The following is an 11998-nucleotide window of genomic DNA, read 5'->3' on the forward strand; positions in this document are numbered from 1 at the left end:
GTTGGAGCTAATAGGACGCCATTCTACACTTTCGACACGTTCCTGCCGTCAAAAGCGCGCTCTGGCGCAATGCTTGAAATAGAGATCTGAACAGCTACAAGGCGGGGAATAGCTCGGCCTGGGCCGGCGCCTGCCGCGTTACCTGGGACGGGTCGCACAGGGTGGAAATGCGCACCCCCAACAGGCGGATTTTCTTTTCGAACGGTACCCGCCGCAGGCAGTCGCGCGTGGCGCGCAGAATCGCCGCCGCGTCCGCCGTGGCGCTGGGCAAGGTGATATCGCGCGTGACGGTGCTGAAGTCTTCAAAGCGCAACTTGATGCCCACCGTGCGACCGGCCAGCGCATGCTTGTCGAGGTCGCCCGCCACCCGCGTGCACAGGCTTTCCAGTTTTTCCGACAGCACGGCGCGGTCGCGCACCACCTGAAGGTCGCGCTCGAAGGTGGTTTCACGGCTGACCGACTTGGTTTCGCGGCTGGTCTGCACCGGGCGGTCATCGATGCCCAGCGCCGCCTGGTGCAGCCAGCCCGTATACAAATCGCCAAACTGGGTGCGCAACACGGCCAGGTCGGCCTGGGCCAGCTCGCCAATGGTGACTATCCCCATCGCTTCGAGCTTGGCGGTGGCTTTCGGGCCGATGCCGTTGATCTTTTTTGCCGGCAAGGGCCACACGCGCGTGGCGATATCTTCCGGGTGCAAGATGGTGAGACCATCGGGCTTTTCCAGGTCGGAGCAGATTTTTGCCAGCAATTTGTTCGGCGCCAAACCAACCGAGCACGACAGGCCGGTGGCCTCGAACACGGCCGCCTTCAGCCTGGCCGCAAACGCCGGCGCATCGTTGCCGTGTTCGGTCAGGTCAATATAGATCTCATCGATGCCAACGTTCTGGATCACCGGCGCGAGGCTTGCCACCGCCTGCTTGAAGCGGGTGGAATACTCGCGGTAGGCCTCGAAGTCGGCCGGCAGCAAGATGCTGTCGGGCGCCAGCTTGGCCGCCTTCATGATGCCCATCGCCGAAAACACGCCGAACGCACGTGCGGCGTAAGTAGAGGTGGTGACCACGCCGCGCCCCACATAGTCGCGCATGCGGGCAAACTGGCGCGTGCCGTCCGGCTGCAACACCGGCTGCTGCAGGCGACCGCCGCCGATAACGACGGCTTCGCCACGCAACTCCGGATATTTCAGCAATTCGACCGAGGCGAAAAAGGCGTCCATATCCAGGTGCGCGATCCAACGACGCGGCGTGAGCGATTCAGGCGATGGGGAAACGGATGCGGTCAAGGACACCTCGCGGCGGTTGGGTCTGCCGCAACACATTGGCGGCAAGATACTGGTCATGCATACAGTATTACCCGAAACGGACGATATGGCAAGTTGCGACCGAACCAACAGGATCATTGCTTGCTTTTCCGGGTAGCAAGAATAGAATCTTGCCACAACACTACAAAGGAGTTGCCTTGTCTCGCCTATCACGCTATTCGCACACCGTCCGTCTGGCCATGAGTCTGCCGGCCCTGCTGCTGTCCACCCTGGCGCCACTCGCGACGGCGGCCGACGCGCCCGTCGCCGCCAAGTCTGCTTGGCAGGAAACCCGCCACGGCACGGTCGTGACCGACGACTACCGCTGGCTGCAAAAGAAGACCGATCCCGCCGTGATCGATTACCTGAATGCGGAAAACGCCTATACGGCGGCCGTGACAGCCCCGATACAGCCGCTGGCCGACAAACTGTTCGGCGAGATCAAGGGCCGCATGCAGGAAGTGGACCTGTCGGTGCCTGTACGCATGGGCAATTTTTACTATTACACGCGCACCGAAGCGGGCAAGCAATACGCGATCAGCTGCCGCCGGCCGGCTGGCACCAACGGCGCGTATGACGCGCAAGCAACAGAAGAAATCCTGCTGGACCAGAACCAACTGGCCGAAGGCCACACCTTCTTTTCGGTGCGCGCGTTTGCCGTCAGCCCGAACGAACAGTTGCTGGCCTACACCACCGACACCACCGGCTTTCGCCAGTACGAACTGCACATCAAGGATCTGAAAACCGGCAAGCTGCTGGTTGATACCATGCCGCGCGTCACCTCGCTGGCCTGGGCCGCCAACAACGCCACCCTGATGCTGGTGCAGGAAGACGCCACCACCAAGCGCTCGGACCGCCTGTTCCGCCTCAACCTGGGTGCTCCGCCGCAGCAGGTGTATCACGAGGGTGTCGAACAATTTTCCATCAGCATCAACCGTACGCAAGACAAACAGTTTTTTGCCTTGCGCGCCGGCAGCACCGATACCAGCGATGTGCAGCTGTTGTCGACCAGCACGCCCGATGGCCAATTCCGGCAGGTATTGCCACGCGAAAAAGGCCACCGCTACAGCGTCGAGCACCGCGATGGCCAGTTGTATATCCTGACCAACAAGGACGCAAAAAACTTCCGCATCGTCAGCGCGCCCCTGAGCGCGCCACAGCCGAAAAACTGGCGTCCAATGGTGCCGCACGACAAGGATGCCGTCATCAAGTCGCTCGATGTGTTCCAGGACTACCTGGTGGTGATGGAAAAAGCGCGCGCCCTGAACCGCGCCCGTATCTACGATTTCCACAGCAAGCAATGGAAGACGGTCAAGTTCGATGACCCGGTCTACCTGGCCAACGCGGCCGGCACGCCGGAATTCAATGCCGCGCAATTTCGCATGTCGTACCAGTCGCCGATCACGCCGCCGACGGTGATTGACGTCAACATGAAGGATGGCCAGCGCACGGTGCTGAAACAGCAGGAAATCGTCGGTGGCTATGACGCCAGCCGCTATGCCACCGAACGCCTGTGGGTAAAAGCGCGCGACGGCGTGCAAGTGCCGCTGTGGATCGTCTACAAGAAGGGCGTCAAGCGCGACGGTTCGGCGCCGCTGCTGCTGTATTCGTATGGCTCCTACGGCATCTCGACGGAAGCGGGCTTTGCCATCAGCCGCATCAGCCTGCTGGAGCGTGGCGTGGTCTATGCGCAGGCGCATATCCGTGGCGGCACCGACATGGGCGAAGCCTGGCATGAAGACGGCATGCTGATGAAAAAGAAAAACACCTTCAATGACTTCATCGACAGCGCCGACTACCTGGTGCGCGAAAAATGGACCAGCCCGAACCGTTTGATCATCCAGGGCGGCAGCGCCGGCGGCCTGTTGATGGGCGCCGTCGTCAATCTGCGCCCCGAATTGTTCCACGCGGTGCACGCGGCCGTGCCGTTTGTCGATGTGATGAACACCATGATGGACGCCAGCCTGCCCTTGACCACCGGCGAGTACCTGGAATGGGGCGATCCGAACCAGAAGGCGGCCTATGACTACATGCTCAGCTATTCGCCGTACGACAATATTGCCCGCAAGGCCTATCCGTCGATGCTGGTGACTACCGGCCTGAATGACAGCCAGGTGATGTACTGGGAGCCGGCCAAGTATGTGGCCAAGCTGCGCGCCTATAAAACGGACAAGAATCCGCTGCTGCTGAAAACCAATATGGGCGCCGGCCACGGTGGCGCTTCCGGCCGCTATGACGCGATCAAGGAGAACGCCTTCAATATGGCGTGGATGCTGTCGCAATGGGGCATCGACGAATAATTTGAAAAAAGCGCTTGCAGAAGGATTTTTGCCATCCTATAATAGCGCCTCTTCCAGACGTGGTGACAAACGTCGGGATGGTTTTCTGAGACAAGCAAGCATCGGGTGCTTAGCTCAGTTGGTAGAGCGGCGCCCTTACAAGGCGTAGGTCGGGAGTTCGAGCCTCTCAGCACCCACCAAATCAGAAAACTGTCCAGTGCTTCATGGATCGGCAACACAGATCATACGAGCTTGGAGTGGTAGTTCAGTTGGTTAGAATACCGGCCTGTCACGTCGGGGGTCGCGGGTTCGAGTCCCGTCCGCTCCGCCAATAAAAGAAAAGCCCTTTGGTTCTTTGAACCGAAGGGCTTTTCCCATTGTGGCGCCAGAAAATCATCGCTTTGTTTTCCTTGAAAATTTTTTGCACTTTTAGTTGCGCAAGCGGGAATCTGCCCTCTATAATAGTGCCTCTTCCAGACGTGGTGACAAACGTCGGGATAGTTTTCTGGGTATGCGGGTGCTTAGCTCAGTTGGTAGAGCGGCGCCCTTACAAGGCGTAGGTCGGGAGTTCGAGCCTCTCAGCACCCACCAAAAATCAGAAAACTGTCCAGTGCTTCATGGATCAGCAACACAGATCATACGAGCTTGGAGTGGTAGTTCAGTTGGTTAGAATACCGGCCTGTCACGTCGGGGGTCGCGGGTTCGAGTCCCGTCCGCTCCGCCAATAAAAGAAAAGCCCTTTGGTTCTCTGAACCGAAGGGCTTTTCCCATTTCCGGGCAGCAAATGCACTAGAATCATCGCTCTTTCTGACTCCACCCCGCCCGCATGCGCCTGCCCAGCAGCACCCATCCCTATATTGCCCTGCGGCTGCGCCTGGCCCACCATGGTTTGCTGCAATTTGCCACCAGCCTGGCTAGTTCCATGGAAATCGTCGTGTTCCTGGCCGGCCCCGTCTTGCTGGCGCTGCTGAGCGTGATCGCCCTGCCCGGCTTTCTTGCCATGAGCCTGCCCTGGCCCGCTGCTCTGGGCCTGCTGTGCGGCCAAGCCTTGCTCACTTGCCTGCCCGCCTGGCTGCTGCGCAAGCGATTGTTGCCAGCGACTGTCGCGGCGTGGCTGCGCCAGCTGCCCTTGGCGCGCCGTTTGCGCTGGCAAGCCGACCTCGCCGTGGCCGGCCTGCTGATGCTGCCGCTGGGCCTTGCCTACGCCGTTTCGGCCGGCATCTGGCTGGTGCAGTCGCCACCCTGGTTGCGCCCGGTTGCCGCATCCGGCATCGCTGCCACCATCACCGCCTGGCTGCTGGCCTGGCTATTGACGAGTTTAATAGTGGACCGGCGCCTGCGTGCGCCACGGCCGGTGCAACAGGCGCGCGCGCCAGGCATGACTGCGTATGCGTATCGCCAGCCGCGCTGGCGCACACTGTTCCTGTGGCGCCAGCTGTTCTGGCTGCCGTTCTGGCGCAACGACAATGTGATTGGTCTCCAGCAAAGCGTGTTGCTGGCCGGCGCGCTCGCCAGCATGCTGGCCTGGCTGCTGCGCCTGCCCCATGTGCCCTCGGCGCTGCTGGCTTTGCTGGCCAGCGCCAGCCTGGTGATCGTGACGGACCGCGGCGACAAGGCCGTGCGCGAACAGCTTGCCGTGCTGCGCCCATCGCTGGACGCCTGGCCGCTGGCCAGCGCCGCCGTGATCCGCCTGGCCTGCGCCGCCAGCCTGTTGCCGGCCTTTGCCGTACTGCTGGGCGCCGGCATCTTGCTGTACTGCCTGGACCCCGGCGCCCTGCTGCAGCGCGTGACCTGCGTGTATGCCATCACCGCCAGCGTGGCTGTGCTGGCGATTGTCGGCCTGCCGCGCCTGAGCGCGCGCGGGCGCGTGGTCCTGGTCGCCCTGTCCATCCTTGCCTTGAGCGCCATCGGAAGCGAATTATGGAACTGAACCTGCCCTCTCCCGTGCTGCATGTCGAGCAGCTCGATTTTCATTTCGCCACGCACAGCGTGTTCCAGGGTTTCAGTCAGAAATTTGGGCCCGGCATCAGCTGGTTGCGTGGTGCCAATGGCGCCGGCAAGACTACCTTGCTGAAGCTGATGGGCGGCGCGCTGCTGCCGGCGCGGGGCGTCATTCGCCTGGACGAACTCGATAGCGCCGGCATGCCGCTGGCCTACCGCGCCCAGGTATTTTATTGCGGCGGCGACGCGCCCGCCCTGCCCTGGCTGACGGTCAGCGAATTTCTCGACCTGCACCTGGCCCTGTATCCGGGCAGCGACCAGGCCCTGCTGAACACCGAAATGCAAGCCTTTGCCATGATGACGACCCTGCAGCAAAGCATCAATGCGCTGTCGCTGGGCCAGCACAAGAAGCTGCAACTGGCGCTGGCGCTGGCCTTGCCGGTAAAGTTGCTGTTGATCGATGAACCGTTCAATGGCCTCGACGCGGCGGCCATGGCGCATCTGCGCCAGCGCCTGGCCGAGCCCGCTCGCCTGGCGCGCCAGTGCATCGTGCTGACCAGCCATCTGGAACCGCAATTGCCGCTGGCGGCGACCGTGCAATTGTGAAATACCGCTTTGCAGATGAGGCACAATCGGCTTAGCATGCCGGACTGCGCAAGCCGGCGATCCCGGCGCGCTCCCATGACACACGGCCCTTACCGGGGCCGGCACTTTCGGAGACCTGCATGTTCCACACCCCACGCGCCACCCTTGCTTTTGTTTGCGCCCTCGCGTTCACCGCTGCCCACGCGGCCAGCCCCAACGGCAGCCCGGCAGCCGAGTCCGCCGCCGGACGCACCATCGTTCTGCAGGCGGATACCCGCCACATCAATGTCACGCGCGGCGAAACCGTCACCATCGTCCGCGCCGACCAGCGCTTCAGCTGGCATCTCGACACCGACAGCCACCGCACCGTATTCCCCTTGGCCGCCATCGCGCCGAAAGACATGCCGGTCGACGGCATCAAGGTGTATGTGGCTGGCAATCCCTTGTATGCAGGCTGACGTCTGACCAGGTGGCCATAAAAAAACCCGGAACGGCCTCGCGGCGGTTCCGGTTTTTCTCAAGCAAGACAGCTTAGGCGGTCATGGCTTCTTTCGAGGCCGACTCTTCCACCACTTCATCGTCGCCCGAACGGATCAGGTGATCAAAGGCGGACAGTGCTGCCTTGGCGCCTTCGCCGGTGGCGATGATGATCTGCTTGTACGGCACCGTGGTGACGTCGCCGGCCGCAAACACGCCGGGAATCGAGGTCTGGCCGCGGGCGTCGACTTCGATCTCGCCGTGGCGCGACAATGCCAGCGTGCCCTTCAGCCATTCGGTGTTCGGCACCAGGCCGATCTGCACGAACACGCCTTCCAGTTCGACCTTGTTCGACGTGCCGCTGACGCGGTCGGTGTAGCTCAGGCCGTTGACGATCTGGCCGTCGCCGTGCACTTCGGTGGTTTGCGCCGAGGTGATTACGGTGACATTCGCCAGGCTGTGCAGCTTGCGTTGCAGTACCGCATCGGCGCGCAGTTCCGCACCGAACTCGATCAGGGTCACGTGTTTCACCAGGCCGGCCAGGTCGATCGCCGCTTCCACGCCCGAGTTGCCGCCGCCGATCACGGCCACGCGCTTGCCCTTGAACAACGGACCATCGCAGTGCGGGCAGTAGGCCACGCCCTTGTTGCGGTATTCCTTTTCGCCCGGCACGTTGATTTCCCTCCAGCGGGCGCCGGTCGCCAGGATCACGGTCTTGGCTTTCAGCACGGCGCCACCGGCCGTTTCGATCTCGATCAATTTGCCTGGCGTCAGTTTGGCGGCGCGCTGGGTATTCATGATGTCGACGTCATAGGTCTTGACGTGCTGTTCCAGCGCCGTGGCAAATTTCGGGCCGTCGGTTTCCTTAACCGAGATAAAGTTCTCGATGGCCATGGTGTCGAGGGTCTGGCCGCCGAAACGCTCGGCCAGCACACCGGTATTGATGCCTTTGCGGGCGGCGTAGATGGCCGCTGCCGCGCCGGCTGGACCGCCGCCGACGATCAGCACGTCGAACACGTCTTTCTTGCTCAGCGCTTCGGCCTGGCGTGCGCCGGCATTGGTGTCGAGCTTGGCGAGGATTTCCTCGACATTGGTGCGGCCCTGGCCGAAATGCTGGCCGTTCAGGAACATCATCGGCACGGCCATGATCTGGCGTTCTTCGACTTCTTTCGGGAACACGCCGCCGTCGATAGTGGTGACCTTGATGCGCGGGTTGATCACCGACATCGCGTTCAACGCCTGCACCACTTCCGGGCAGTTATGGCAGGACAGCGAAATAAAGGTTTCAAATTCGAAATCGCCGTCGAGGTTGCGGATCTGTTCGATCACGGCCTCGTCGAACTTGATGGTGTGGCCGCCCACTTGCAGCAGCGCCAGCACCAGCGAGGTAAATTCATGGCCCATCGGCACACCGGCGAAACGCACGCCGATATCGGTGCCGGCACGGTTGATGCTGAACGACGGGGCGCGTACGCCAGCGTCAAGGCGCTCGACCAGCGTGATCTTGTCGCTCAACAGGACTATTTCCTGGAGCAATTCTTTCATCTCGCGGGCTTTTGCGCTGTCATCGAGAGAAGCGACCAGCTCAAGCGGATACACCACTTTTTCCAGGTAGGATTTCAGTTGGGTTTTGAGGGTTGCGTCTAACATGATTCTTTTTCCTTTTACAAATATTTAGGCGTATGCCGGGCCGGACGCCCGGTCCGGCATCGCGGTAACTACTTGTTTGCTGCGTCGTGCATTGAAGCTTAGATCTTGCCGACCAGGTCCAGCGATGGGGTCAGCGTCGATGCGCCTTCGGTCCATTTGGCTGGGCACACTTCGCCTGGGTGAGCGGCGACGTATTGTGCAGCCTTGACTTTGCGCAGCAGTTCCGATGCGTCACGGCCGATGCCGTTGTCATGCACTTCCAGCACTTTGATGAAGCCGTCAGGATTGATGACGAAGGTACCGCGCAGTGCCATGCCTTCTTCTTCGATCATGACTTCGAAATTGCGCGACAGGGTGCCGGTCGGGTCGCCGATCAGTGCGTATTGCACTTTCTTGATCGCGTCCGAGGTGTCGTGCCATGCTTTGTGAGCAAAGTGCGAATCGGTCGACACGCCATACACTTCGACGCCCATTTGCTGGAACGTGGCGTGGTGATCGGCTAGGTCTTCCAGTTCGGTTGGGCAAACAAAGGTGAAGTCGGCTGGGTAGAACATGAAGACCGACCACTTGCCTTTCAGGGACTCTTCCGTCAGGTCGACGAATTTGCCGTTGTGGTATGCGGTTGCCTTGAATGGTTTAACTTGGGTGTTGATGAGCGACATGGTCATTTCCTCTCGTGTGGTGAATCAGTAAGACCCTAGTGTAAAGGGTTTTGTCCCATATTCAAAATTGATTGTCACAATAGATTCAATTGATTTTGGCTATCATGACATGATGCAAGCCCCATCATAGAGGCTTGCAAGGGGCTTGAACAGCGATCAGTTTTTCAGCGAGTCGGGCACCTTGCCGCCGTTTTCGGCCAGCTTGGTCATCACCTGGCGGTGCAGCCAGATGTTCATGCTGGCCGAGTCATTGGTGTCGCCCGTGAAATGCAATTCCTGCGCCAGTTCCTTGCGCGAGGCCAGGCTGCTGTCGAGTTGCAACAGTTTCAGCAGGTCGACGATCGAGGTGCGCCAGTTGAGTTTTTCCGGATTTTTTTCAGCCAGGCTGGTCAGCACGGCTTCGACGTCAACGACTGGTGCCGGCGCGGCCGGGGCGGCTGCAGGAGCAGCGGCGGCAGGAGTTGGCGCGGCAGGTGCCGCCGGAGCTGCAGGAGTTGCTGCCGGCGCCGGTTTGGCAGCGTCGCCATGATGGAAAATCTTGTTGTAAATATTGGTAAAAATGCCCATGTATGCACCTCTTTAAGTCAGTGGATGGAAGTATCGATGGAGAACCTGCCGGACGAGTATAAGCCGGGAACAAGAACGCACGTCGTCCCGCTGGCCAGGTATCAGCTGGCGGCGGGAGAGCGTGTTTCAAGGGGAGCGGCGCCGCCAGGGGCTTGGCGGCAGGTATTTCAGGAAGGCAGGACGGTGATGATGGTCAGAACACCACGCCGGCGACCAGGATCACATTCGCATACGGGCTGCATTCGCCGGTGCGCACGATGGCGCGCGCGCGTTTGCTCAGCTGCTTGAATTCGTCATGCGACAGCTGGCGCGCGTCCGGCAGGTCCAGCGCCGCCACCTGCGCGGCAATCGCCGGGTTGTGATGCGGCAGTTCGCTGGCCAGGAAATGATATTCGACCTGCATTTCGCTGAGCACGGTGGTAACGGTGTCGATAAAGCCGGGTATGCCATGCGTCAGCGCCAGGTCGATCAGGGGCACGCCGGACTGCGACGGCAGGCCGGCGTCGCCGATGACAACCATGTCGCCATGGCCCAGCGAGGCGACCAGTTGCGACAGGGCGATATTGAGCAGCGGTGATTTTTTCATGGGCTTAAAACAGTTCGTGCAAATGGGGAATCGAAGTCTGCGCACCGGGTTTGGTGACGCTCCAGGCGGCCGCGCGCTGGCCTTGCGCAATCGCTTCGGCTTCGTCCAGGCCGGACGCCAGGCCGGCGACAAAACCGCCAATAAAGGTGTCGCCGGCGGCCGTGGTATCGACCGCCTGCACCACTTGCGCGGGAAAGTCGTAGTCGCCACCGTACAGCGCCGCATGCACGCCTTTCGAGCCGAGCGTGATGATGATGTTGTCGCTGCCCTGTTTCTGCAGCGCGCCAGCCAGCGCCTTGACGTCGTTCGCGTCAACCTCGGGGCCGGCCAGCATGGCCGCTTCGATTTCGTTGGGGATCAGATAGTCGACCAGCGCCAGCACGTCGGCCGGCACCTTGGCGGCCGGCGCCGGGTTCAGCACCACGGTCTTGCCCAGCGTACGCGCCAGCTTGATGGCGTGGATCACGGTTTCCATCGGCACTTCCAGCTGCAGCACGACGATGTCGGACTGTTCGATCAGTGCTTTGGCGGCATCGATATGCGCCGGGCTCAGCAGGTCGTTGGCGCCGCCGGCCAGCACGATGCTGTTCTGGCCCTTGTCGTCGACCAGGATCGAGGCGATGCCCGAGGCCACGCCCGGCATGGTGGTCACATGGCTGTCGATAATGTCGTCAGCCACCAGCGCGGCGCGCAGGGTGGCGCCGAACTCGTCGTCGCCGACGCAGGCCACCATGGCCACCTGCTGGCCACCGGCCGCGAGCTTGCCGCTCATGCGCGCGCAGGCGACGGCCTGGTTAGCGCCCTTGCCGCCAGGAATGGTACGGAAGGCGCCGCCGGTCAGGGTTTCGCCGGGAAGCGGCATGCGCGGCACGCGCAAGACCAGGTCCATGTTAATGCTGCCGATAACCACGATCATGGTGTCATTCCCATCAATTCAGTAAAAGGTGAAGTCAAAGTATGGCCACCGGACGAGCCGCGCACATGCAGCACCGGCGCCACGCTGCGCTGCTGGCGCGGCAAGGCAGGGTCGGCAATGCGCGCCAGCAAACAGGCGGCCGTAATATGGCCCAGCTCGCGCGTATTTTGCGCCACGCTGGTCAGTGGCGGATGCACGAAGCTGGCCAGGTCAATATCGTCAAAGCCCACCACCGCCAGCTGGCCGGGCACGGCGATGCCGAGTTCGGCGGCGGCGCGCAGGGCGCCAAACGCCATCAAATCGTTGCAGCAGAATAGCGCGTCGGGGCGCTGCTCCAGCGGCAGCGCCAGTAATTCCAAAGCGGCCGCATAGCCGCCGGCGCTGGTAAAGTCGCTGTGGCGGCACAGCGCATCGTCGAAGGCCACGCCGGCGTCCTGCAGGGCGCCGCGCACGCCGTCGATGCGTTCGTTCGAAATGCCGACCTCGCGCGGACCGGCGATGCAGGCGATGCGCCGGTGTCCCAGGCCCAGCAGGTGCCGGGCGGCCAAGAGACCGCCGGCGCGGTTGTCGACCGCCACCGAATCGAGCGACAGATCGCACGGCGCGCGGTCAAGCAGCACCGCTGGCACCTTCATTTTATGCAGCAATTCGCCATCGCGGTCGGCCAGCGCCGACAGGATCAGCCCGTCGCAGCGCTTGGTCAGCAGCACGTTCAGGTACTCGCGCTGCTTGACCGGGTCGTCATCGGAGTTGCACAGGATCACGCTGTAGCCGGCCGCGTAGCAACTGTCTTCGATGCCGCGCGCCACTTCCGAAAAATACGGATTGGTATTGTTGGGAATGATGAGGCCGATGGTGCCGGTGCTGCGGCACTTGAGCGCCCGCGCCAGCGCGCTGGGCACGTAATGCAGTTGCTCGACCGCCGCCAGCACGGCCGCGCGCGCCTCGTCGCTGACGGGTCGCGTGTTGTTGAGCACATGGGAAACAGTGGTAAACGATACCCCTGCCACCTGTGCCACCTGTTTGATGGTTGCCATG

General features: G+C 61.7%; 11 protein-coding genes and 4 tRNA genes. 8 read left to right on the forward strand and 7 right to left on the reverse strand.

All coding sequences use genetic code 11. The annotated features are described in order from the left end of the window. Positions 1-94: 94 nt before the first annotated feature. On the reverse strand, positions 95-1279 hold the full coding sequence (dinB, locus tag AC0Z42_RS23045; RefSeq protein ID WP_485470514.1) for a DNA polymerase IV: 1185 nt from the start codon (positions 1277-1279) through the stop codon (positions 95-97). 176 nt (positions 1280-1455) lie between these two features. Here dinB and AC0Z42_RS23050 point away from each other — a divergent pair, with 176 nt between their 5' ends. From AC0Z42_RS23050 to AC0Z42_RS23085, 8 genes are all read left to right on the forward strand, one after another. Continuing rightward, positions 1456-3597, forward strand: a complete 2142-nt coding sequence (locus AC0Z42_RS23050) for a S9 family peptidase (protein ID WP_485470515.1) — start codon at positions 1456-1458, stop codon at positions 3595-3597. Positions 3598-3700: 103 nt separating this feature from the next. Further along, positions 3701-3776: transfer RNA gene (locus AC0Z42_RS23055), tRNA-Val, on the forward strand. Between the two features lie 54 nt (positions 3777-3830). Next, a tRNA-Asp gene (locus AC0Z42_RS23060) sits at positions 3831-3907 on the forward strand. A 184-nt stretch (positions 3908-4091) separates the two neighbouring features. After that, a tRNA-Val gene (locus tag AC0Z42_RS23065) sits at positions 4092-4167 on the forward strand. Positions 4168-4223: 56 nt separating this feature from the next. After that, a tRNA-Asp gene (locus AC0Z42_RS23070) sits at positions 4224-4300 on the forward strand. A 102-nt stretch (positions 4301-4402) separates the two neighbouring features. Further along, on the forward strand, positions 4403-5506 hold the full coding sequence (locus tag AC0Z42_RS23075) for a hypothetical protein (RefSeq protein ID WP_485470516.1): 1104 nt from the start codon (positions 4403-4405) through the stop codon (positions 5504-5506). Then, positions 5497-6123 carry an ABC transporter ATP-binding protein gene (locus AC0Z42_RS23080; protein ID WP_485470517.1) on the forward strand — a complete coding sequence of 209 codons (627 nt, stop codon included), beginning with the start codon at positions 5497-5499 and terminating at the stop codon, positions 6121-6123. Before AC0Z42_RS23075 ends, AC0Z42_RS23080 begins: the two co-directional genes overlap by 10 nt. A 119-nt stretch (positions 6124-6242) precedes the next feature. Beyond that, entirely contained in the window at positions 6243-6560 is a 318-nt protein-coding gene (locus AC0Z42_RS23085; RefSeq protein WP_485470518.1) for a CzcE family metal-binding protein, read from the forward strand. Between the two features lie 73 nt (positions 6561-6633). Here AC0Z42_RS23085 and ahpF read toward each other — a convergent pair whose 3' ends face one another. The 6 genes from ahpF to AC0Z42_RS23115 form a co-directional block, all read right to left on the reverse strand. After that, the gene (gene ahpF, locus AC0Z42_RS23090; RefSeq protein ID WP_485470519.1) at positions 6634-8229 is read right to left on the reverse strand and encodes an alkyl hydroperoxide reductase subunit F; all 1596 of its coding nucleotides are present in this window, start codon (positions 8227-8229) and stop codon (positions 6634-6636) included. Positions 8230-8327: 98 nt separating this feature from the next. Then, on the reverse strand, positions 8328-8891 hold the full coding sequence (ahpC, locus tag AC0Z42_RS23095; protein WP_485470520.1) for an alkyl hydroperoxide reductase subunit C: 564 nt from the start codon (positions 8889-8891) through the stop codon (positions 8328-8330). A 156-nt stretch (positions 8892-9047) separates the two neighbouring features. Then, the gene (locus AC0Z42_RS23100) at positions 9048-9458 is read right to left on the reverse strand and encodes a DUF3597 domain-containing protein (protein ID WP_485470521.1); all 411 of its coding nucleotides are present in this window, start codon (positions 9456-9458) and stop codon (positions 9048-9050) included. 193 nt (positions 9459-9651) lie between these two features. Beyond that, positions 9652-10044 (reverse strand): D-ribose pyranase, encoded by a 393-nt coding sequence (gene rbsD, locus AC0Z42_RS23105; protein ID WP_485470522.1) that lies wholly within the window; start codon positions 10042-10044, stop codon positions 9652-9654. A 4-nt stretch (positions 10045-10048) separates the two neighbouring features. Further along, positions 10049-10960 (reverse strand): ribokinase, encoded by a 912-nt coding sequence (gene rbsK, locus AC0Z42_RS23110; protein WP_485470523.1) that lies wholly within the window; start codon positions 10958-10960, stop codon positions 10049-10051. Next, positions 10957-11997, reverse strand: a complete 1041-nt coding sequence (locus tag AC0Z42_RS23115) for a LacI family DNA-binding transcriptional regulator (RefSeq protein ID WP_485470524.1) — start codon at positions 11995-11997, stop codon at positions 10957-10959. Before AC0Z42_RS23115 ends, rbsK begins: the two co-directional genes overlap by 4 nt. Position 11998: the final 1 nt, after the last annotated feature.

It is taken from the genome of Janthinobacterium sp. 1L-D-8-B-C4, assembly GCF_057291295.1.

Coding starts and splice junctions, on each gene's coding strand:
- AC0Z42_RS23080 (WP_485470517.1), top strand. CDS start 5,497: ATGGAACTGAACCTGCCCTCTCCCGTGCTGCATGTCGAGCAGCTCGAT.
- rbsD (WP_485470522.1), bottom strand. CDS start 10,044: ATGAAAAAATCACCGCTGCTCAATATCGCCCTGTCGCAACTGGTCGCC.
- rbsK (WP_485470523.1), bottom strand. CDS start 10,960: ATGATCGTGGTTATCGGCAGCATTAACATGGACCTGGTCTTGCGCGTG.
- AC0Z42_RS23115 (WP_485470524.1), bottom strand. CDS start 11,997: ATGGCAACCATCAAACAGGTGGCACAGGTGGCAGGGGTATCGTTTACC.
- ahpC (WP_485470520.1), bottom strand. CDS start 8,891: ATGTCGCTCATCAACACCCAAGTTAAACCATTCAAGGCAACCGCATAC.
- AC0Z42_RS23100 (WP_485470521.1), bottom strand. CDS start 9,458: ATGGGCATTTTTACCAATATTTACAACAAGATTTTCCATCATGGCGAC.
- ahpF (WP_485470519.1), bottom strand. CDS start 8,229: ATGTTAGACGCAACCCTCAAAACCCAACTGAAATCCTACCTGGAAAAA.
- AC0Z42_RS23075 (WP_485470516.1), top strand. CDS start 4,403: ATGCGCCTGCCCAGCAGCACCCATCCCTATATTGCCCTGCGGCTGCGC.
- AC0Z42_RS23085 (WP_485470518.1), top strand. CDS start 6,243: ATGTTCCACACCCCACGCGCCACCCTTGCTTTTGTTTGCGCCCTCGCG.